Source organism: Actinoplanes sp. NPDC026670 (genome assembly GCF_040638175.1).
In the GTDB taxonomy this organism is placed as follows: Bacteria; Actinomycetota; Actinomycetes; order Mycobacteriales; family Micromonosporaceae; genus Actinoplanes.
Map to the genome: position 1 here is coordinate 60,388 of NZ_JBEZXU010000050.1, position 20,561 is coordinate 80,948.

Annotated in this window: 18 protein-coding genes and 1 pseudogene; 11 read left to right on the forward strand and 8 right to left on the reverse strand. The window is 70.9% G+C overall.

The features are described 5' to 3' along the window. The first annotated feature begins 21 nt into the window (after positions 1 to 21). The 3 genes from AB0E94_RS36710 to AB0E94_RS36720 all read left to right on the forward strand — a co-directional run bounded on the left by AB0E94_RS36710 (position 22) and on the right by AB0E94_RS36720 (position 1,573). Positions 22 to 915 (forward strand): DUF4437 domain-containing protein, encoded by an 894-nt coding sequence (locus tag AB0E94_RS36710; protein WP_360336058.1) that lies wholly within the window; start codon positions 22 to 24, stop codon positions 913 to 915. A 71-nt stretch (positions 916 to 986) separates the two neighbouring features. Further along, positions 987 to 1,379, forward strand: a complete 393-nt coding sequence (locus AB0E94_RS36715) for a hypothetical protein (RefSeq protein WP_360336061.1) — start codon at positions 987 to 989, stop codon at positions 1,377 to 1,379. Then, positions 1,376 to 1,573, forward strand: coding sequence for a helix-turn-helix transcriptional regulator (locus tag AB0E94_RS36720; protein WP_360336063.1), 198 nt, complete (start codon positions 1,376 to 1,378; stop codon positions 1,571 to 1,573). The genes AB0E94_RS36715 and AB0E94_RS36720 overlap by 4 nt, the downstream gene beginning before the upstream one ends. Before the next feature lie 100 nt (positions 1,574 to 1,673). On the opposite strand, the gene AB0E94_RS36725 is transcribed toward AB0E94_RS36720, so the two are convergent. After that, positions 1,674 to 1,892 (reverse strand): DUF397 domain-containing protein, encoded by a 219-nt coding sequence (locus AB0E94_RS36725; RefSeq protein ID WP_317794872.1) that lies wholly within the window; start codon positions 1,890 to 1,892, stop codon positions 1,674 to 1,676. A gap of 8 nt (positions 1,893 to 1,900) precedes the next feature. After that, positions 1,901 to 2,758, reverse strand: coding sequence for a helix-turn-helix transcriptional regulator (locus tag AB0E94_RS36730; RefSeq protein ID WP_360336065.1), 858 nt, complete (start codon positions 2,756 to 2,758; stop codon positions 1,901 to 1,903). A 231-nt stretch (positions 2,759 to 2,989) separates the two neighbouring features. Here AB0E94_RS36730 and AB0E94_RS36735 point away from each other — a divergent pair, with 231 nt between their 5' ends. The 4 genes from AB0E94_RS36735 (at position 2,990) to AB0E94_RS36750 (ending at position 6,437) form a co-directional block, all read left to right on the forward strand. Next, positions 2,990 to 3,220: a hypothetical protein gene (locus AB0E94_RS36735; RefSeq protein WP_360336067.1), complete on the forward strand. Its 231-nt coding sequence runs from the start codon at positions 2,990 to 2,992 to the stop codon at positions 3,218 to 3,220. Beyond that, the gene (locus tag AB0E94_RS36740; protein ID WP_360336069.1) at positions 3,210 to 3,662 is read left to right on the forward strand and encodes a hypothetical protein; all 453 of its coding nucleotides are present in this window, start codon (positions 3,210 to 3,212) and stop codon (positions 3,660 to 3,662) included. Before AB0E94_RS36735 ends, AB0E94_RS36740 begins: the two co-directional genes overlap by 11 nt. Before the next feature lie 127 nt (positions 3,663 to 3,789). Further along, on the forward strand, positions 3,790 to 4,752 hold the full coding sequence (locus AB0E94_RS36745) for a hypothetical protein (protein ID WP_360336071.1): 963 nt from the start codon (positions 3,790 to 3,792) through the stop codon (positions 4,750 to 4,752). Next, complete coding sequence (locus AB0E94_RS36750; RefSeq protein ID WP_360336073.1) at positions 4,749 to 6,437, forward strand: insulinase family protein; 1,689 nt, start codon at positions 4,749 to 4,751, stop codon at positions 6,435 to 6,437. Before AB0E94_RS36745 ends, AB0E94_RS36750 begins: the two co-directional genes overlap by 4 nt. A 246-nt stretch (positions 6,438 to 6,683) precedes the next feature. On the opposite strand, the gene AB0E94_RS36755 is transcribed toward AB0E94_RS36750, so the two are convergent. Continuing rightward, positions 6,684 to 7,307: a TetR/AcrR family transcriptional regulator gene (locus AB0E94_RS36755; RefSeq protein ID WP_360336075.1), complete on the reverse strand. Its 624-nt coding sequence runs from the start codon at positions 7,305 to 7,307 to the stop codon at positions 6,684 to 6,686. Between the two features lie 72 nt (positions 7,308 to 7,379). Between AB0E94_RS36755 and AB0E94_RS36760 the strand changes: the two genes are divergently transcribed. The 3 genes and pseudogenes from AB0E94_RS36760 to AB0E94_RS36770 all read left to right on the forward strand — a co-directional run. Next, positions 7,380 to 8,387 (forward strand): hypothetical protein, encoded by a 1,008-nt coding sequence (locus AB0E94_RS36760; RefSeq protein ID WP_360336077.1) that lies wholly within the window; start codon positions 7,380 to 7,382, stop codon positions 8,385 to 8,387. A gap of 81 nt (positions 8,388 to 8,468) precedes the next feature. Continuing rightward, positions 8,469 to 9,209, forward strand: a complete 741-nt coding sequence (locus tag AB0E94_RS36765) for a sulfite exporter TauE/SafE family protein (RefSeq protein WP_360336093.1) — start codon at positions 8,469 to 8,471, stop codon at positions 9,207 to 9,209. A gap of 16 nt (positions 9,210 to 9,225) precedes the next feature. Then, positions 9,226 to 9,984: pseudogene (locus AB0E94_RS36770) on the forward strand (aminoglycoside phosphotransferase family protein); the annotation flags it as partial. 1,292 nt (positions 9,985 to 11,276) lie between these two features. Here AB0E94_RS36770 and AB0E94_RS36775 read toward each other — a convergent pair. The 5 genes from AB0E94_RS36775 to AB0E94_RS36795 form a co-directional block, all read right to left on the reverse strand. Next, complete coding sequence (locus tag AB0E94_RS36775; protein ID WP_360336079.1) at positions 11,277 to 12,323, reverse strand: peptidoglycan-binding domain-containing protein; 1,047 nt, start codon at positions 12,321 to 12,323, stop codon at positions 11,277 to 11,279. 569 nt (positions 12,324 to 12,892) lie between these two features. Further along, entirely contained in the window at positions 12,893 to 14,857 is a 1,965-nt protein-coding gene (locus tag AB0E94_RS36780) for a methyl-accepting chemotaxis protein (RefSeq protein WP_360336081.1), read from the reverse strand. Between the two features lie 128 nt (positions 14,858 to 14,985). Beyond that, on the reverse strand, positions 14,986 to 15,489 hold the full coding sequence (locus AB0E94_RS36785; RefSeq protein ID WP_360336083.1) for a flavin reductase family protein: 504 nt from the start codon (positions 15,487 to 15,489) through the stop codon (positions 14,986 to 14,988). Continuing rightward, positions 15,486 to 16,643, reverse strand: a complete 1,158-nt coding sequence (locus AB0E94_RS36790) for an LLM class flavin-dependent oxidoreductase (RefSeq protein WP_360336085.1) — start codon at positions 16,641 to 16,643, stop codon at positions 15,486 to 15,488. The genes AB0E94_RS36785 and AB0E94_RS36790 overlap by 4 nt, the downstream gene beginning before the upstream one ends. A 28-nt stretch (positions 16,644 to 16,671) precedes the next feature. After that, positions 16,672 to 17,604, reverse strand: coding sequence for an MBL fold metallo-hydrolase (locus AB0E94_RS36795; protein ID WP_360336087.1), 933 nt, complete (start codon positions 17,602 to 17,604; stop codon positions 16,672 to 16,674). 226 nt (positions 17,605 to 17,830) lie between these two features. On the opposite strand from AB0E94_RS36795, the gene AB0E94_RS36800 reads away from it, so the two are divergent. After that, positions 17,831 to 20,561 (forward strand): tetratricopeptide repeat protein (locus AB0E94_RS36800; RefSeq protein WP_360336089.1); only part of this gene is annotated, 2,731 nt, incomplete at its 3' end.

Here is a 20,561-nt window from a genome sequence, read left to right on the forward strand (position 1 = left end):
GCCGCACGCTTTGGAGGCCCCATGCGCCCGCACGTCGAGATCGTCGACGAACGTGATCTGATCTGGCACGTCGCCGAGTTCCAGCACGCCATCGGGACCGCTGAGCAGCGTCACCTGAGCTACGACGAGGAGGACGGCTCGGCCTCGCTCAAGGTCCGCTTCACCAGCGACTGGTCCCGTCCGGCGGGCGTGCACCAGGCCGACACCGAGTGGTATGTGCTCTCCGGCCAGGTCGTCGTCGGCGACACCACGCTCGGCCCGGAGGGGTACTGGACCGCGCCGGCCGGCGTCTGGACCCCGCCGGTCAGCGTCACCGAGGGCACCGAGATCCTGCTGTTCCGCGAGTACGGCGACTGGCACTTCGACTTGGCCGAGGCCGGCCGGGACACGGTTCGCCCGGATCAGGTGCTGGTCGTCCGCGACAGCGCCGCCATGCCGTGGATCGACGTCAAGGACGGCAGCCCGATGCGCTTCGACCTGGGCGGCACGCCCGTCCCCGGCCTCTACATCAAGCTGCTGCACCGCGACGAGAAGACCGGCTTCTACACCCGGCTGATCAAGGCGAAGCCGGGCTGGCGGGAGGAGCCGCTGGCCCACCACCCGTGTTCCGAGGAGGCGTACTGCCTGGACGGCGCCTTCGACTACAACTTCGGCAAGATGTGGCCGGGCACGTACTTCTGGCGCCCGGCCCTGATCCGCCACGGCGACTTCACCGCCGACGCCGAGAAGGGCTGCACCTGGCTGGTCCGCTCGGACTCCGACCTGGTCGACTGGTACACCGAGAACGCCCGGGTCGAGATGCACGGCGACGCCACCAACTGGGGCGAAGGCTACCCGCAGAGCGTCGCCCCGCGCTGGATCGAGCCGGTCCGCTCGCGCAGCATCGGCCGCTGGGGCACGCCCACCCATCAGTGACTATGTAAGGGTCGTCTTCCATCATGTCAGGTTCACTTGACATTATGGAAGGTAGACTTTACTTTCGTGTCATGACGCAACAGACTCACCGCGCTGCCCGGCGCATCGTCGCCATCGATGGATTCCCGGTCTTCTTCCTCGGTACGGCGGCGCTAGCGCTGGGCAGCGACCCGGAGCAGACGCCGGCTCAGAAGGCGTGGTGGATCGCCGTCACCGTGGCGTTCGCGCTCGGGCTGGCGTGGGCGCTGTTCCGGGCGTTCCGGCGCGCCGACGAGTACCTCCGCAAGATCCAGCTGGAGAGCATGGCCGTCGCGTTCGCGGCCGTCCTGGTGGCGCTCCAGGTCGCGGCGGTGCTCGATGCCACCGGTGTCGTCGCGCTCGAGCGGGTCGCCCAGTTGATCGTCATCGGCGGGGTGATGGTCTGGCAGGTGATCGCCGACCTGCGGACCAGGTTCAACCGATGAGGAACCGCTTGCGCGAGCTGCGGGCGGCCCGCCGGTGGAGCCAGGCCGACCTGGCCGAGAAGTGCGGCGTCTCCCGGCAGGCGATCAACGCCATCGAGACCGGTAAGTACGACCCGAGCCTGCCGCTGGCCTTCACCCTCGCCGATGTGTTTGCGCTGACCATCGAGGAGATCTTCCAGCCCGACCGTTCTTGACGTGCTCATTCGGTACCGATGTTACTTTCGGGTTTCCTTTTGGAAATGAGCGACGGCCCGGTCATCCCTTTCGGTGACCGGGCCGTTGCTGTGAGGCATTTCAGGCGGTCGGAACCGGGAACTCGCCCTTTCCGGCACCATCGAGGAAACAGTCCCACTCGTTGGCGTCGAAGATCAGGGGTTCACGGTCCGGGTTCTGCGAGTCGCGGATAGCGACGTAGCCTCCGACCTGCGCGAACTCGACGCAGCCACCATTCGCGGAAGACTTGGTGGACTTGCGCCACTCGGCGTCGGCGAGGTCGACCCGGTACTTGTCCATGAAAGCTCCTACTGCTGCTGCTCAAAACTGCGGACGGCGGCAGCAATCAGTTCGCGGGACTGCTGCTTGCTGAGTGCCGCTGCGGTGATGTGATTCAGCGAAAGATTACTCCGTGCCAGATCCTCTTCCCGTTCGAGGTACAGGTTTCCGGCCTGTGATTCGACGTAGGCGACGGGAGTGTGCAGGTCTTCCGCGAACTCGAACAGCGTGAGCGAACCGAGCGATCCGGGATGTCCACCGTTGGTGAACGGAACTACTTGCACGGTCACCTGTTTGGGCAACCGCAGCAGATGATCCAGCTGCCGGGCCATCACCTCGGGACTGCCGACGTGCCGGTGCAGCACGGCCTCGTCGACGATCACCCACACCTCCGGGGGATCCTCGTCGAAGACCCGCTCCTGGCGCTCCAGGCGGATCTGCACCTGACGGTCGATCTCGGTGTCCGGCATGGCGGGATGGTTCGCCTCGGTCAGCGCGTGCGCGTACTCCTTTGTCTGCAGGAGCCCGTGCACCATGAGCGGCTCGAAGATGCGGATCTTCGTGGCGGCCGACTCCAGGCCCAGGAACGTGGCGAACGGGGCGGACACCGCGCCGTACTTCGACCACCAGCCGCGCTGGGCCCCGAGGCGGCGCAGTTCGAGCAACTGGACACGCAGCGGCTCGGGTACGCCGTACAGCTCGAGAAGGGCCTCAAGCTCGGCCTGTTTCATGCCGACCTCGCCGCCCTCGATCTTCTGGATCTTGCTGACCGAGCAACCCAGCCGGCCCGAGGCGTCCTGCTGCGACTTGCGGGCGGCGCCACGCAGCTGTGACATCTGCTCACCCAGTTGCCAGCGGGGGATCGTGGGGCCAATGGGTCGCGGCATGGTGCAGTCCTCCATCGACTCAAGAGGGTGATCGTCGGCCATCCTCGTCCGATGTGCGGCGTACAGCAATGGTTTCATCCGAAAGAGATCCGCGTTTCAGCATCACCCGTTCGGGAACCAAAAAGTTACGGCATAAGATTGACGCTCTCTGTTGGTCGAGCCACTCTGGACTCAACGACACCCCGGCGAACCCGACCCGATGGGGGCCGACATGTGGCACAGGAGCGACCTTTGAACGGCGCCGGTCATCAACCGGACCAGGCCACCTACGACTGTGTGGCCTGCGAGAAGCCGTGGCCGTGCGACCCGGCCCGGACGCATCTGCTGGGCAACAGCCGCGACGCGGTTCAGCTCAGCATGCGGCTCTGGACCGAGCTGGAGCACGCCGCCGGACCCCTGCGCAACGAGCCGCCCTCGGCACTGTTCGACCGGTTCCTGAAATGGGCCCGACTTGACTCCTGACGAAGACTTCCGCGCCCAGCTGGCCGTCGAGCGCCGCTACCCCGGCTGGCAGATCGACCGCGCCACCCAGCCCCGCACGGTCCGCCCCGACCTGCGCGTCCCGGCCGGCCACTACTGGGCCGTGCACTGGGAACTCGACGAGCCCTGCCTGGTGGCCGCCGACCTGGACGGCCTCATGCACCAGCTGACCAGGCGCGACACTGCCCGGATCGCCACCGTCCGGGAGGTCGCCGAGGCCCGCTGGCCGGGCTGGCGGGTCGGCTACTCCGGTGCCGGCGCGACAGGGGTGGCCGGCATCGAGGTGCCACCCGGCTACTTCTACGCCGTCCGCCGTGGTCTGCGCCGCTGGCGTACCCGCCCGGTGATCGGCGCCAACCTAACCCAGATCTGCGACCGCATCCGCGAGTCGATCCGCCCCACCCCGAAGACCCGCGCCGACTGACCCGCGCCGACTGACCGGCGCCGACTGACCGGCGCCGACTGACAGGCGCCGCCTGGCCGGTGGGCGGGCACCCGGTTGGCAGCCCGGCGGCAACCGGGTTGCAACCGGGTGTGCGGAACATTGCGGAGTGTTCGACAGGTCTGACGACGAAGTGCTGCTGGTGCCCGCGGCCTACCCCGAGTTCGGTGTGCTGGACGCGGCGGTCGACCGCCGGGACTGGGCCGGCTGCCGGGCGGTCCTCGACTCCGTCCCGCTGAGCGGGCGGTCCATGCTGATGCGCTACGCGGCCGAGAAACCGGGCCTCGAGGAGTGGCTGCGATACCTGCTGCAAGCGGACCCCTGGGACAGCACGGCGTCGGCACTGCTCGGCATGCACCTGACCGACGTCGGGTGGAACATTCGCACCTCGATGCGGGCCGAATACGTCAGCCCCGCCCAGTTCGAACAGTTCCACGCCTGGCTGCGCCGGGCCGAAGCGGTTCTCATCGACGGGGCGGCGCGGGCACCGTACGACCCGGCCGTCTGGTCGGCTCGCCTGACCACCGCCCGCGGCCTGCAGATGGACGCCGCCGAGGAACGCCGCCGGTATGACCGGCTCGCCGCCGCCGACCCGCACCACTTCAACGGGCAGCGGCAGTATCTGAACAGTCTGCTTCCCAAATGGGGCGGCAGTTGGCCGCAGGCGCACGCCTTCGCCCGCGAGGCGATGATGGCGGCTCCGCCCGGAGCGCATCAGGGTGCACTCGTCGCCGAGGTGCATGTCGAACAGTGGCTGGACCTCGGCGCCGAACACGAGAAGGCGGCCGCCGCCCACCTGGCCGGTGCCCGCGACAGCCTGCACGAGGCCGCGAACCGCTCGATCTGGCACGCCGACTTCCGTCGCGACCTGGGCTGGGTGTCGGTGGCCAGCACCTTCGCCATGCTGTTCGCCGAGATGAGCGACCAGGCGTCGGCGGCCCGGGTGTTCGCCATGCTCGGCCCGATGGCCAGCCGATGGCCCTGGTCCTACTACGACGAACACGACGAGACCGTGATGATCCGCCGGCACCGCCGCCGGGCGGCGTCCGCTCTCACCGGTGGCCGCCGATGATCGCCCAGGGGGAACTCGACGGCGTTCCGGTGCTGCTCAGCCCGGCCCCTGGCCTGATGCGGGCGGGACTCGTCTTCCGGGTCGGTTTCGCCGATGAGCCACTGGCCCGGCACGGCATCACCCACCTGCTCGAACACCTGGTGCTGTATCCGCTCGGACTGAGCGACTACCACTTCAACGGGACCACCGGGGTCGAGCACACCTCGTTCCACATGCAGGGCTCGCCGGACGACGTGGCCCGGTTCCTGACCGGCGTCTGCGCGTCGCTCCAGGACCTGCCGGTGCACCGCCTCGACGTGGAGAAGGAACTCCTGCGAACCGAGGCGAACGGCCGCGGCGACGGGGCGATGGACGCCATGCCGCTGTGGCGGCACGGCGCCCGCGACTACGGGATGTCCTCCTACCCGGAGTTCGGGCTGCCCGCGATCACCGCCGACGAGCTGCGCGCCTGGGCGGCCCGCTACTTCACCCGCGACAACGCGGTGCTCTGGATCGCCGGCGACCACGTGCCGGCCGGGCTGCGGCTCCCGCTGCCGTCCGGGCGGCGCGAACCCCTGCCGGTCCCGTCGAGCGCGCTGCCGGTCACGCCGGCCTTCTTCCCCGGCCCGCCCGGCGTGGTCGCCTGGAACGCCACGGTGCCCCGGCACCCCGCCTCGCAGGTCTTCGCCGACCTGCTGGAACGCGAGATGTACCGGGCGCTGCGGCAGGAGGCCGGGCTGTCCTACACGGCCGGCAGCTCCTACCGGGAGGTCGGCGCCGACGCCGCGATGGTCGTCGCGGTCGCCGACGCGCTGCCGGAGAAACAGGAGGCGGTCTTCGGCGGCCTGATCGACGTGCTGACCACCATGCAGGTCGGCCGGATCGATCAGGCCGACCTCGCGGTCGTGCTCCGGCAGCGCGGCGAGACCCTGTGGAACGCCGACCAGCAGGGCACCCGGGTCGCCGGCGAGGCCGCCGCGCTGCTCGCCGGACGGCCGGTGCGGCAGGTCGAGGAGGAGATCGCCGGGATCATGGCGGTCACCGTCGGTGACGTCGCGATGGTCGCCGGAATGGCCCGGACGAGCGGTCTGCTGATGGCGCCGGAGGGCGTCGACGCCAGATGGGCCGGCTTCCAGCCGGCGCCGAACCTCTCCGAGCAGGTCATCATCGGGACGGCTCACGCCGCTCTCTCCGGCCACGACGCGCACCTCATCACCGGCGACGACGGCGTCACCCTGGTCGGCGGAGACGATCATCTGACGGTACGGTTCGACGCCTGCGCAATCGTGCGGGCCTGGCCGGACGGCGGCCGCCTCTTCGTCGGCCACGACGGGATCATGGTGCGGGTCGAGCCGACCCTGTTCCGCAACGGTCATCAGGCGGTGGCCTTCCTGGACGCCCGCATCCCACCCGGCCTCCGTGTCGACCAGCCGGCCCGCCGCCCGGATCAGATCCCGGCGCCGCAGTCCAGCGGGCCGCGTCCGGAACCCCCACCCACCCGCGCCGAGAAACTGGACGCGCGCAGGATCCGGGCCAGCTACGTGCTGGCCGTCATCTTCGGTCTCGGAATCGTGTCGCGGGTCCTCCAGGCGGCCGGCGACCGATACGGCAGTGACGTCCAACTCGCGGTCCTTGTCGTGCTGTTGATCGGGGGAGCGATCATCGCCGGAAGCCTCATTCGCTCCCGACGACGTCGCCTGGCCTGACCGTCGGCCAGCGGCGCGTCGCGCGCCCCGGTCGGCTGTGCCGGGTCTTCTTGGTCCGGTTGGCCCGCGCCAGGTCGTCTGGTCCGGTCGGGCTGCCTCGGGTCTCCTGCCTGGTCGGTCTGCGCCGGGCCGTCTGGTCCGGTCGGGTTGCGGCGTCGCCTGGTCCGGCTGGCCAGCCGTATCGCTTGCCCCAGCCAGGCTGCCGCTTGGCCTGGCCCCGGTCAGTGGCATCGCTGTTTCGCCTCTTCAGGCCGGTGGAACTGCGGCGTCGAGCGCCGGAGCGAGTGGGGTCAGAGCCGCGCGGACCAGGTCGGGCAGCGATCCGGCCGGCACGACGAAACCGGGCATCGTCGGCGGCGTGGTCGTGGCGTGCAGCCACTGGTGGAGCGCGATGCGGGCGGCCGCTGCGACGGCCGCCGCCAGGACCCGGGCGGCAAGCGGGTCGACGCCGGGATGCCGGCTCACCACGGCCTCGGTGAGCGGGCCCTCGATCATGGTCGCCGTGTCGGCGTAGCAGGCCCGCAACGCCGGACTCGACGCGATCATCAGCATCGCCCCGGCGGGATGATCGCCGGGGTCGGCATACGACGCCACGACCGCGTCGATCACCGCCTCGCCCAGCCCGATCCCGGCTGGGCGGCTGGTCACCGCGGCAGCGAGAAGGTCAGCGCGGTGGGCGGCGATCGCGGAGACGATCGCCTGCTTCTGGCTGGAGAAGTAGTTGTTGTATGTGCGTGGCGAGACGCCCGCGGCCCCGGCGATGTCCTCGACCCGCACATTGTCCGGCCCGTGCTCGAGCGCGAGCCGCAGCGCCGCAGTCTGCAGCGCCTCCCGTGTGGCCTGTTTCTTCCGCTCACGCAGCCCCGTCATGGACAACATCCTGCCACATTTCTTGCGTGCCCGCAAAATTGCGTGCACGCATCTTTCTGCTACGGTGGCGGCATGCGCGCCAACGGCATCGCCTACAACACCGGATTCCTGTCCCCGACCCAACCGCTGGACCTCGACCGGGTCCGGCGCGAGCTGGCCATCATCCGCGACGACCTGCACTGCAACGCCGTTCACCTGGTCGGTGGTGACGCCGGGCGGATCGAGGCAGCCGCCCGCATCGCCGCCGATCTGGGCCTGGAGGTGTGGTTCTCGCCCTACCCGATCGGCCTCGATCCCGAGCAGATCCGCGCCCTGTTCCTCGACTGCGCCGACCGGGCCGAGCGGCTCCGTGCGACAGGCGCCGAGGTCGTCCTCGTCACCGGCGTCGAGCTGACCCTGATGAACCGTGGGTTCATCGACGGCGAGACCCTCGACGACCGCCTCGCCCAGCTGTTCGCCGGCCGGGTCGCCGAGGCCCGCACCCGGCTCGACGGGTTCCTGCGCGAGGCCGTCGCCGCCGTCCGCGGGCGATTCCACGGCCGGGTCACCTACGCGGCCATCCCGTTCGAGGACGTCGACTGGGAGCTGTTCGACATCGTCACCCTGGAGCTGATCCGCAACGCCGAGGTCGCCGGGCAGTTCCGGGAGGCGGTCCGTGGGCTCACCGCCCAGGGCAAACCGGTCGCGATCACCGGGTTCGGCACCACCACCTGGCGCGGCTCCGCCGACGTGGCGCCACGCAGCATGGAGATCGTCGAGCACGACCCGGTCACCGGGGCGCCGATGCGGATCTCCGGCCTCTACGAGCGCGACGAGGAGGGACAGGCGGCCTACCACCGGGAGATGCTCGACATCTTCGACAGCGAGGGCGTGGACAGCGCGTTCGTCTACCTGTTCGCTCTCGACGACTACCCGCACCGGCCCGGCGGCGATCCACGGGATGATCTCGACCTGGCCAGTCCGGGCATCGTCAAGGTCCTCGACGGGCGCAGCGGTGACACGTATCCGGGGCTGCCCTGGGAGCCGAAGGCGGCGTTCGCGGCGATCGCCCGGCACTACGCAGGAACCGGTGCCGGGTGAGCGGGGCCGTCCTCCTCTCTGGGAGCAGGGACGGGTGTCGCCGGGCTCCGGGCGGGGCCGCCGTACCGTACCCCCGTGATGGTGAGTCCCTGGGAAGCGGTCGCTCTGCTCGCGGGCGGGCTGACCGCCGGCGCCGTCAACGCCATCGCCGGGGGTGGCTCGCTGATCACCTTCCCGTTGCTGGTGGCGCTCGGCCAGCCGGGTGTGGCGGCGAACGTGACGAACGCCCTCTCGGTGGCGCCCGGCTACGCGGCGAGCGCCGTCGGCTCCCGCCCCGACCTGATCGGGCAGGGCCGGCGGATCCTCACCATCCTGCCCGCGATCGTGGCCGGCACACTGTGCGGCAGCGGCATCCTGCTGGTCACGCCGCATGAGGTGTTCGACATCGTGGTGCCGTTCCTGCTGCTGGCGGCGGCCCTGATGATGGCGTTCCAGGATCGGCTGCGAAACCTGACCGGCAACTCGGCGAACCGGCCCGCGCTCATGCACCTGACGGTCTTCGGCTGCGGACTGTACGGCGGCTACTTCAACGCGGCGATGGGCATCCTGCTGATCGCGTTCCTGGGCCTGGTCCTGGACGAGCCGCTGCGCCGCCTCAGCGCGCTGAAGAACGTGTTCAGCGCTGTCGTCGGCACCACCACGGTGCTGATCTACAGCATTTTCGGGCCGGTGGACTGGGCTTTCGTCGCGGTTCTGGCCCCGGCCACGATGATCGGAGGCTACATCGGCGCCCGGGTTGCCCGCCGGCTGCCGGCCCGGGCGTTGCGCTGGATCATCGTCGGCTTCACCACGGCCGTGGCGACGGCGCTGTTGGCCAGGTGAGCTACCGTCACTGCGCGTGACCCACTCGACGATCGAGATCACCGCCGAACTCGTCCGCGACCTGGTTCGGGAGCAGTATCCGGACCTCGCTGATCGCCCGGTCCGGCTCGGCGCCCGGGGCTGGGCCAACCAGCTGTGGCGTCTCGGCGACGACCTGGCCGTCCGCCTGCCGTGGGCCATCGGTGACACCGACCGGCAGATCGTCGACGAATACACGTGGCTGCCCACACTGGCGCCGGACCTGCCGCTGCAGGTTCCGGTTCCGCAGCGGCTCGGTGTGCCGTCGGCGCGGTTTCCTCGGCCGTGGATGATCACCACCTGGGTGCCGGGCACACCCGCTGACCGGGAGCCGGTCACCCGGGATGACGCCGCGGTGTTGCTTGCGGGGTTCTTGACCGCGCTGCACCGGCCCGCCCCGGACCACGCGCCGGAAGGCCAGGACCGAGGCGGCCCGCTCGCAGACCGTGCCGAGGGGTTCGAGCACGGGGTGCGGATGGCCTTCGAACGCGGCCTGATCGATGACCCGGACGCGGTCCGGGCCGTCTGGCACGATGCGGTGACCGCGCCGGCCTGGGCCGGGCCGAGGTTGTGGCTGCATGCCGACCTGCATCCGGCCAACGTCCTCACCGGCGGCGGGACGCTCTGCGGGATCGTCGACTTCGGGGACATGTGCGCGGGCGACCCGGCCTACGACCTGTCCGCCGCCTGGCTACTGCTACCGGACGGCGCCGCCGACGACTTCTACACCGCGTATCGGCCGGCCGCGGATGCCGCCGCATATGAGCTGGCCGCGGATGCCGGCGCGTATCGGCTGGCCGCGGATGCCGCCGCATATGGGCCGACCGCGGATGTCGCCGGGTATCGGTCGGCCGTGGATGTCGCCGCGAGCCGGCCGACCGGGGATGTCGCCGCGAGCCTGCCGGCCGCGGATGCCGCCGAGGGCCGGCCGCCGCGGAATATCGGCTTGGATCAGCCGGCCGGGGATGCTGCCGGGTGTTGGGCGGGCGCGGATTCCGCCAGCCGACGCCGGGCGCGTGGGTGGGCGATGGCCCGTGTGCTCAGCGGCCTGCTCATCGGTGACAACGGTGTACACGGCCGCCCGGGTGGCAAGGCCAGTTGGGGCCCGCCCGCCCGCGCGGCTCTGCGCCGCCTGCTCGCCTGACAGCGGACACCGTTTCGAAGCTTCTTCAAGCGCCTCTTCCGTGATGCCGCTTCCGTGATGCCGCTTCCGTGATCCCGATTCCCGTGACGCGGCTTCCGTGATGCCTCTTCCGTGTGATGTTTTCTCGCTCAGCCTTCGGACCATCGCACCGATGACGCATGCCACTGAGGGCAACGGGCCGAGGCCGGAATCTCATATTTGTAGCGGATTAGTCCCCAAACCGGATCTGTAGATCTTGCACGCTTCTCCGCGCTGGCCGTGATCTTGCACGGTCTTTCACGTCTGGGCATGGTTTGTCGTGCAAGGTCTACTGCGCTGGGGAGACCTTGCAGCGTTCTTCCTGCTGGGGTGTGGAAAGGGCTGCAAGATCGGCGCGGGCGTGGAAAGTCGTGCAAGATCCGCGGGTGGCGAGTCGTCGCCGGCGGAGGAGGCGTTATCCGTCTGACGGCTGTCCTTCTCAAGCTGAGGCAGCCGCGCAGTAGACTTTTTCGGTCGAAGTGGTGTATTAACTGAACTTATTTGATAAACCGGATCTATCGGATAAAGAGGCGAGCGCCGCAGATTCTTCGGATGGCTTGAAGATCACGAAGGAGAGACTATTCGGTGGTCGATCGCTCAAGAACGGCGGAGCGGCAACCTGGCGAAGGCTGGTGGCGGGTGGACCGCCGCGGAACCGCTGCGGCGAGCCGACCGGACCTGAACCGCTGGGGCGAGCCGAGCAGATCGGGGCCGTGCGGCGAACTGACCGGACCGAACCGCTGCGGCGAGCCGAGCAGATCGGGGCCGTGCGGCGAACTGACCGAACCGAACCGCTACGGCGAGCCGTGCGGATCGGGACCGCTGCGGCGAGCCGACCGGACCGAACCGCTGGGGCGAATCGACGGGACCGGGGCCGTCGGGTCTCGTCAGGAGCGTGACGGGACCGGCGAGGGCTCCGGGTTCGCGGCAGGTTTCGAGAAGGCCTTCTCAACTGCGGCGACGGTGGCCGCGTCCACCGCTCCGGTCGGTTCCACGCCCAGCGACTTCTGGAACTTCATCAGGGCCGACGTGAGCTCGTCGGTCCAGGCGCCGTCGACCGGCCCGTCCCAGAAGCCGGCCAGCTTGAGGGTCTGCTGCACGGCCGCCGTGGAGGCGATCACCTCGTCGGCGGCGGCTCCGCCCTTCGACCGCAGGTCGGCCTGCAACGCGGCATCGGTGGCCTTGTCGACGGTTCCGGTGATCGGCAGGCCGTGTGCCTTCTGGAGTTCCTGTACGGCGGCGACGGTCGTCGGCCCGTAGACCCCGTCGACCTCCTTGGTGTAGTAACCGGCCTGGGCCAGCGACTTCTGCACTGCGAGGGTGTAATCGCGGGCTCGGCCCCGCTGGTCCTCGGTGAGGCAGCCGCCCTCGGTGAGCAGGCTCAGCCACGACATCTCCAGCGCGACGGCGGCCGCGTTGAACTGCTCGGACGCCTGCCTGAGCGGGGTCTTGTCGGTGATCCCCTGCTGGGCCGCGGTGAAGTCGGCGTCGGCCTGCCGCACCCGGCTGATCGCGGCGCCGGAGACCGACGCCTGGATCGAGGGGGTGTTCAGCGGCGACGCGGCGGGCGTCAGCGACGCCCCGGCCCGGGCCTCGGTTAGGTCCTTTTCCGCCACCGCCACCGCGTCCCGGGCACGGGCGACCTTCTCGGCGGCGTCGGCCACGTCGCCGCGGGGCTCGGCCAGGTCGGCGCCCGCATCCTTCACGTCACCGACGGTCGGCGTGGTCGCGTTGATCAGGTCGCCGTAGCGGTCCAGCGCGGTGACGTACGAGGTGCTGGCCCCGCAGAACGCCGCCACCTGTGTGGCTAGCTCCGCCTGCGCCTCGGCCAGCGCCTCCTGCTTGTTCGCCAGCCGGCGGTCGTCGGCGTCGTCGGCGCACCCGGTGGCCGCGAACAGCACGACGACCACCAGGGCGCCCACCCGGGCCCGCATCTCAGCGGCCGTTGCGCTTGCGTAGCAGCACGACGATGCCCGCGACCACCAGCAGCAGCGGCAGGATCAGTCCCCACATCAGCCATCCGTTCATGCCCGTCACGGTCGCAGCCGGAACGGCCCTCGCGGATCACCCGCACCGGGTGAGGCCGGGAGCACGGCCATGGCCAGCGGCCGGGTGAAGGCGGGTCGTCGGCTGCAGCGAGGGGCCAGATATCGGCGATGGCGGCTGGGGCGCCCGCGGCGGGTGGGGGCGGTGAGCGTGGTCAGTGTCGGCGGTTGCGGCCAAGGAGACCGTGCTGGGCGGGGAGCGTGGCCGGTGTCGGCGATGGCGGCCGGGGCGCCCGCGCTGGCTGAGGGCGAGGAACGTGGCCGGTGTCGGCGGTGGCGGCCGAGGGGGCCGTGCTGGGCGGGGAGCGTGGCCGGTGTCGGCGGTGTCGGCGGTGTCGGCGGTGTCGGCGGTGTCGGCGGTGTCGGCCAAGGAGGCCGCGCCGGGTGGGGGCGGGGAGCGTGGTCAGTGCTGGCGGTTGCGGCCGGAGAGACCTTGCCGGGGAGGGCGGGACGGCAGGTCAGTAGCGGAAGTTGTTGACGATCGCCGTCATCTCGTCGGCGAGGCGGTTCAGGTCGGCGACCGCCTCCTGGCCGCTGCGCGCGTTGACCGAGGCGTCCCGCGCCGAGTCGGCCACGTCCGAGATCGCCCCGGTGACCAGCCCGGTGTTGCCGGCCGCCTCGGAGACGCTGCGGCTCATCTCCTGGGTGGTCGCGGTCTGCTCCTCGACCGCCGACGCGATCGACGTCGTGTAGTCGCCGATCGTGGAGATGACCTGCACGATCTGGTTGATCGCGGTGGCCGCCGAGGTGCTGATCGCCTGGATCGCGGTGATCCGGGCGGTGATCTCCTCGGTGGCTTGCGCGGTTTGCTGGGCCAGTTCCTTCACCTCGCCGGCGACGACCGCGAAGCCCTTGCCCATCTCACCGGCGCGGGCCGCCTCGATGGTGGCGTTGAGGGCGAGCAGGTTGGTCTGCTCGGCGATGCTGGTGATCAGCCGGACCACGTCGCCGATCTCCTCGGTCGCCGTACCGAGCTGCGCGACCTGGCCGTTGGTGCTCTCGGCGACGTTGCGGGCGTCGTTGGCGACCTGCGCGGCCTGTGCGGCGCTGCCGGCGATCTCGGCGATGGCGGCGTTCATCTCCTCGGCCCCGGCGGCGACCGACTGCACACTCAGGTTGACAGTCCGGGTGGCCTCGGAGGCGGTGCCCAGATTGTCGGAGACGTGCACGACGTTGGCGCTGAGCTGCCGGGTGCCGTCGGCGAGCCGGTCGGCAGCGGCCTGCACGTCGGCGGCCGAGCCGGCGATCCCGCGGACGGTGCCGGCCACCTTCTCGACGAACCTGTTGAACGCGGCCGCGAGCTGCCCGGCCTCGTCGTTGCCGCGGACCGTGGCCCGCTGGGTCAGGTCGCCGTCACCGTAGGCGATCTCCGCCATCCGGTCCCGGAGCCGTTCGATCGGCCGGACCACGCCGCGCGCCACGACCAGGGCGATCACCGCGGCGACCAGCAGCACCACCGCGGTGATCCACAGGCTGATCACCATCGAGCTGTTCGCGGCCTCGAGGATCGTCGCGGTCGGCACGGTGACGATCAGCGACCACGTGTCGGTCTCACCGAGGGTGAGCGGCGCGGCGATCTGCACCCGTTCGTCGTCGCCGCTGATCAGCCGCCGGGCGGGGGCGCCCTGCTCGACGGCGTTCTTCGCCAGCTCGGCCACGCCCGGGTCGGCTGGCTTGCCGGCCTGGGCCGGGTCCCCGCCGCCGACCAGCAGGCCACCCGCGCTGACCAGGATCGCGTCGCCGGTGGCGAACGGCTTGATCTCGGCGAGGGCGGCGGCGACAGCGTCCAGGGTGATGTCGATGCCGGCCACGCCGACAGTCTTCTGACCGGCGAGGATGGGTACGGCCAGCGAGGTCATCAGCACACTCTTGTCGCCGACCTGGTACGCGTACGGCTCGAGGACCTTTTCCTTGCCCGTGGTCTGCGCGATCAGGTAGTAGTCGCCGTCGCCCGGTTCGGTGTACGAGGTCAGCACGGTCGACTTGATCGTGTCCCCGTCGCGGTACCAGTAGGGCACGAACCGGCCGGTGGTGTCGTGCCGGGCGTCGCTGCTCCGGAACCGGGTGTCCCGGCCGTCGAACGCGTCCGGCTCCCACGCCACCCAGGTCCCGAAGTAGCGGGGATGCCGGTCGAGCAGCGTGCGCAGCATGCCGTTGGCCGTGGCGCGGCTGCCGCCGGAGGCCGACTCGGTGGCCATCATCCCGCTCAGGTCGCGGGCGCTGCCGAGCGCCGTCATCAGCTGCACCTGTAGTTCCGCCGCGTTGCGGACGCCGATCTCCTGGGCGAACGCGAACCCGGTGTCCCGCGCCTCGGAGAGGTTGCGCCGGGTGATGACGGTGGCGACGAGCACGAGCGATACCCCGGTGATCAGCAGCACGCAGATGATCAGCCGCAGTTTGATGCTCAGCCGGTTCAGACCCATCACACCGGAACGTTCGGCATGTGACGGCTGCCACTAAGGCAAAACACCCGCCCGCCGCGATCGTGTGGACTTCCCCGAGACAGGCGTGCCCGAAGCCAACAAGATCGCGGGAGGAACGAGACCGGGCGTCAAGGGGAGAGGCGCCCGAAACCGGAACGGTGGAAGACGAGCGGCCCGCCGTCCTGATCCGCGCTGTGGTCCACGGCGTGCAACTGGAGGAGCACGACGGTGTGGTCGCCGGCCTCCACCTCGCGGTAGATCGAGCAGTCGAACCGGGCCAGCCCGCCGTCGACGGTGACCGCCCCGGTGCCGGTGACCGACACCGCCACGTCGTCGAACCGGTGCCCGACCGGCCCGGCCAGCCGCCGGCACAGGTCGCCGTGGTGCGCGGCCAGGACGGTGACCCCCAGGTGCTCGGCGCGGCGCAGGTCGGGCCACGTCTTCGAGGTGTTCGCGATCGACACCGACACCAGTGGCGGGTCGAGGCTCACCGACGTGAACGAGCTGGCGGCCAGGCCGACCAGCGTGCCGTCGACCGACGCCGCCACGGCCACCACACCACTGGGGAAGACTCCGAACGCTTGACGTAGCCGTACCGGATCAAGGTCTTGATTGGTGGTGAAGGTGCTCATCGGCGAGTCGCGAGTCCGGCGGTGACGAACGGCGACGTCGCGTTCTGGCGCCGCCGGGGTCGTTCGTCCTTCCACAGGCCGCGCTCGGCGAGGATCGGCAGCACACCCTCGCCGAACCAGTATGCGCCCTCCAGATGCGGGTAGGCGGAGAGCACGAACTCCTCGATGCCCAGCGACGCGTATTCGGCGATCCGGTCGGCGACCTGCTCGTGGCTGCCGACCAGCGCGGTGCCGGCGCCGCCGCGGACCAGGCCGACGCCGGCCCAGACGTTCGGGTGGATCTCCAGGTCGTCGGTGCGGCCGTGGTGCAGGTCGAGCATCCGCCGCTGGCCCTCCGACTCGGACCGCCGCAGGCCCTGCTGCACCTTCGCGATCGTCGCCGGGTCGATGCCGGCCAGCAGGCGGTCCGCCTCGGCCCACGCCTCCTCGGCGGTGTCCCGGGTGATCGTGTGCATCCGGATGCCGAACCGGATCGTCCGGCCCTGCTCGGCGGCGAGCCCGCGGATCCAGGCGATCTTCTCGGCCACCGCGGCCGGCGGCTCGCCCCAGGTCAGGTAGACGTCGGCGTGTTTGGCGGCGACGACGCCCGCGGCGGGGGAGGAGCCGCCGAAGTAGATCTCCGGAACCGGATCCGGGATCTGCCCGAGCGTGGCCGCCTCGACGTGCAGGTGCTCGCCGTGGAAGTCGACGGTCTCGCCGGCCCACAGCCGGCGCACGATCTCCAGGAACTCGTCGCACCTGGCATACCGGGCGTCCTTGTCCAGGTGGTCGCCGAACATCCGCTGCTCGTGGCTCTCACCGCCGGTGACCACGTTGAGCAGCAGGCGGCCTTCGGTCAGGTTCTGGAAGGTGCCGGCCATCTGCGCCGCCAGGAACGGCGAGATCAGGCCCGGCCGGAACGCGACCAGGAACTTCAGCCGCTGTGTGGTCTGGCTGAGCATCGCCGTGCTCAGCCAGGCGTCCTCGCACCAGGCGCCGGTCGGGGTGAGCGCGGCGGCGAAACCGTTGTCCTCGGCGGCGCGGGCGACCTGGGTCAGGTAGGCGACGTCGGCGGGCCGGCCGGAGGCGCCGGCCGAGACGCCGTGACCGCCGCCGACGACGTGCCGGCCGTCGCCGCCGTTGGTGGGCAGGAACCAGTGGAACTTCAGAGCCATAACCCATATCTTTGCTAGAGTTTAGGGGTTATGCAAGGGGTGCCGCCCAGGGGTCCTCACGCCGCCACAGGGTGGGCAGGTGCAGGCCGACCCGGTCCTGTCCAGCCAGGTCACCGAGCACCCGCAGGCTCAGGTCGAGGTCGTCACCGGCATACGGCAACGCCCGCAACGGACGGTCCAGCGGGCGGAAGAAGTCGTCCCAGTGGATCAGCACCACCTGGCGGGCGCCCACCGCGCGGACCGTGTGCCGCCAGTACTCGCGGATGTAGGCCTCACCGCACGCGCCCATCCCGCCGACGCCCAGGAACACCACCTCGGCGCTGCGGCCGTCCAGCGCGCCCGGCACGAATCCGGCGCTGCCCTGCACCAGCGCCGTCCGCCCACCCCGGTGGCCGACCAGGATCGACCAGGCCTCGCCGCACCGGTAGGCCGACGCCCGCACCGGCGGTGTCACCGGCGCGCTGATCACTCCGGGGTAGCGGTCCGGCGGGCAGTGCCCGGACTCGACGAACGTCAGCGTGAACGCCCCGTACCGCCGCTGCTCGCCCGGGACCACCACGTGGATGCGGTCCTCGGGGAGGCCGGCCCCACGCCCGACGTTGGCCGCCGACTCGCCACCGACCAAGTCCGCGCCGGTCCGGAGGGCCACGGTGGGGGAGTCCATCACATGATCGAAATGCGTGTGCACCGCCACGACGGCCCGCAGCCCTGTGCGCGGCCGGATGCCCAGGCGCTCCAGCCCGCCGGCGATCCGCTTCTCATCCGGGGCGATCCGGCCGAGACCGACCCGCGCCAACGACGGCCGCGAGAAGAACCCGTCGGTCATCACCGCGTCCGTCCCGTCGGCGAACAGCAGCCCGGCCACCCCGAAGAAGGTCACTCCGAGACCCTCGGCCGCCGCCGGAACGTCGAAAAGCCCGGCATGAATGCCGAGATCGGGACGCCCCAGCCTGATCCGCATTCCGGCGACGTTACCGCAGGCTGCATTCCAGGTTCCTAGGATGATGTACGGGTTATGGCGCACCCGATCCACGAAAGAGGCATCGTCGAGCCCTCAGTGGCGCGTGGTGATCTGTGGTGCGGATCGGACCACACGTCACCACAATGGCGGGTGCCCCCCGTGGATCTCGGGGTTGGGGAAGAATCGATCCCTGCTGATGCCACTCGGCCGGAAGCGGGGCCGTCGCATGCCCAGTTACTCGCAACAGTTCGATTACCGGTGTGCCGGGTGCGGCCATCGTGGACGGCACGAGGTGTGGCTGGCCGTCGACATCCGTGAGCGGCCCGACCTGGCCCGCCTCATCGCCTCCGGCGCCGCCACGACCCAGCGGTGCGCCGAATGCCGCAGCCCGGTCACCGTCGGCGCCCGCCCGAGCCTGCTGATCCGACGGCCCGGCATGCGTCCGCCCCTGCTCTTCGCCACCACGGCCGAGGTGACGCAGGACATGCTGATCCGGCACTTCCAGATGGCGCTGATGATGCTGCGCCGCCACGAGCCACCCGAGTCACACCACCAGCAGGACGTGCAGATCCTTCCGTACGATCTGCTGCCGCTGGTGGTGGAACGCGACATCGAGACCGATGCCGACGCGCTGGCCGCCGGGACCTTCCAGGCCTTCACCGCCGACATGCAGCACTACCGGGCGTGGCTGGCCGACCTGGTGGAGGAGCGCCGGGGCCGCCGGCTGCTCGCCGCGGTCCGCGCCCTGCTGGAGGCGCCCGGCGCGGCGGCCTGGCGGGAGGTCGTGCTGGCTCACCCGGAGCTGCTCGACGACGACGCCGACCTGCTGTTGCAGCATGTCGTCGAACAGGCCGCCGAGGACGGCGAGCCGCAGATGGCGGAGCAGGCCCGGCACTGTCTGGTGCGGTTGCGCAAGTGCCGCGAGTTCGGCATCGACCGGGTGCTGCCGGCCACCCCGCCACCGGCGGCGCCGGAGCAGAAGCCGGCCGAGGGACGCAGCCTGCCGCCGGCCGTCGGCACGGCGGTGCTGATGATGCTCGGCCGGGAGCCGCTGCACGAGGGCCGGCCGGTGAGTCCCGAAGCCCGGCGTAATCTGCTGATCGAGGCGCTGCTGGACTTCCGGGACGAGGACGCGGATCTGGCCGTCGAGTGGCAGTCCCGGATGTTCGTGCCGATCCGTGACCTGCTCACCTTCGGGCTCGCCACCGATCTGGTCAGCCGCCCGGAGAGCCGTCTGGACCTGGTCGAGGCGGTCCGCCGGTACGCCGAACTGGACCGTCTGCGGGAGGTGGCGCCACGGTTCTGGGCCGACGCCCAGCACAACACGGCACTGGCCCACACGCTGCTCGCCGATGCACGGGACCTCGGGGAACTGGACGCGGCCCGGGCCGCCTTCGATCGGGCCCTGACGGTCCGGACCCGGACCACCGATCCGGACGACTGGGCGACGACTCTCGCCGCCCTGGCCGTCCTGCTGTTCCGTGACTATCCCGGCACCGACCTCGGGCGGGCCGACGAGGCTGTGACGATGCTGGCCGCGGCGGTCGCCGACCCGCCGCCCGGGCTCGGCGCCCGCCCGCTGCTGAACCTGCGTGTCACTCACGCCACGGCCCTGCTGAGTCGGTCCCACCGGGGCGACGAGGCGGCGCTGACGTCGGCGGTCACCGAGCTGGAACGGCTCTGGACCGAGGTGTCCGATCTCGACGACCCGGAGATGAAGAGTGTCGTCGCGACCAACTACGGGCATGCGCTGACCCACATCGCCGAGCGGACCGGCCGGCCCGAGGACCGCCGGCGGCTGCTCGACCTGGCCAGGTCCGCCCGCGACCAGGCCGCGGCGCTGGGCGACGACCGGTTGTGGGTGCAGACGTCGGGCAATCTGAGCCAGGAGCTCTTCCACGGCCGGGAGTGGGCCGAGGCGGAGTCGGTGCTGCGGGCGGCGATCTTCCGGGCCGGGCGGGCCGGGATGCGCCGGGAGTGGGCCAACCTGCACGGACATCTGGCCCGGGTGCTGCTCGAACGCACCGACGGCGACCATGACGAACACGTCGGTGTGGCTTTGGACCTGCTGACCCGGGCCCGGCGCGACGTCGATCGTGAGGCCGATCCGGAGAACTGGGCGTGGCTCACCGGCATGCTCGCCCGTGCCTACCGGGGGATCGCCGGGCGCCGGGAGACCCAGATCGAACTGCTGCGCTCCGCGATCGAGGCGGTGCCCCGGGCGGTCAATCCGATGCGCTGGGCTGAGGGGGTCCGTACCGTGGCCGGTCTGCTGCCACCGGCCGAGGCCGTGACCCGGTTCGCCGAGGCGGCCGAGGTCCTCACCCGGGAGAGGTACCCGCACGACTGGGCGGCCCTCCAGCACAACGCGAGCCTGGCCCACCGGGAGCTCGCCGCCGAGACCGGGGACACCGGCCATCTGGTCCGGGCGGTCGCCTGCATGCGGGACGCGCTCGCGGTGCGCCCACCGGATCAGGCGCCGATCGAGTGGGCCCAGACCACCAGGTTGCTCGCCGAGACTCTGCACCGCCACGACGGCCGGGAGGCCGCGGTCGCCGAGGCCGAGCGGATGCTGACCGAGGCGTTGCCGCTGCTACGTGATGGTGGCCGGGCCCAGGATGTGCTCTGGACGGCGCAGGAGCTGGGTGAGGTTCTGGTGACCCGGGGCCGGTGGGCGGAGGCGGTCGCCCCGCTACGGGAGGCGCTCGACGTCCGCGACCGGATCTACGACTCGGGCCTGCTGCGCCACAGCCGGGAGGCGTCGCTGGCCCGCAGCGCCGGGCTGCCGGTCCGGGCGGCCTACGTGATGGTTCGGGCGGGCGATCCGGCCGCGGCCGTGGACACCCTGGAAGCCGGGCGGGTGCGGCTGCTCGGCGACGCCATGGATCGTGACCCGGCCGGGCTGGCCGCAGCCGGTGCGCGGGCGCCCGAGGCGTACGCCGCCTACCAGGCCGCGG